Annotated in this window: 1 protein-coding gene; it reads left to right on the top strand. The window is 65.7% G+C overall.

Annotation, left to right across the window (positions count from 1 at the left end; all coding sequences use genetic code 11):
- Nucleotides 1–609 (top strand): FadR/GntR family transcriptional regulator (locus tag HMPREF0975_RS14410; protein WP_009234977.1); only part of this gene is annotated, 609 nt, incomplete at its 5' end.
- Nucleotides 610–621: the final 12 nt, after the last annotated feature.

The raw sequence follows: 621 nt of genomic DNA, 5'->3' as shown, positions 1-621 counted from the left end.
GGGGATGCTTTGCCGACCGAGTCGCAGCTGTGCACCGATCTGGGCGTGTCCCGCTCCTCCGTGCGCGAGGCCGTACGCACCCTGGTCGCCCTCGACATCGTCGAAGTCCGCCACGGACACGGCATGTTCGTCGGCAGGGTCTCCATGCGCCCCATGGTCGAGTCCCTCGTCTTCAGAGGCCTGCTCAACCCCGGAGACGACCACCGCGGACTGCGCGACATCGTCGAAGTCCGCATCACCCTCGACAACGCACTAGCCGAACCCGTCACCCAAGCCTGGAAGAACCGCCAAGACACCGAACTCGACCAAATCGTGGCGCAGATGGATACCCACGCCCAAAAGGGCGAACTCTTCACCGAACAGGACCGCCGCTTTCACATGCGGATGCTCGAACCCCTGGACAACCACCTCTTCCTGCACCTGACCGAAGCGTTCTGGGCAGTCCACACCCTGACCGTCCCCCTCCTAGGCGCCCCCAGACCCGAGGACATGCTCAGCGCCGCCAAGGCCCACCGAGCCATGCTCCAAGCCGCCCGCGACGGGGACGCCCAGGCCTACCGCCAAGCCACCACCCAGCACTACGCCCCACTACTGGCAGCCCTCACCTAAACCAACCAGCAG

Source organism: Actinomyces sp. oral taxon 849 str. F0330 (assembly GCF_000239715.1).
Taxonomy (GTDB): domain Bacteria; phylum Actinomycetota; class Actinomycetes; order Actinomycetales; family Actinomycetaceae; genus Actinomyces; species Actinomyces johnsonii.
Note: the sequence above shows the minus strand (reverse complement) of the source record. Positions and strands in the feature narration are given on the sequence as shown.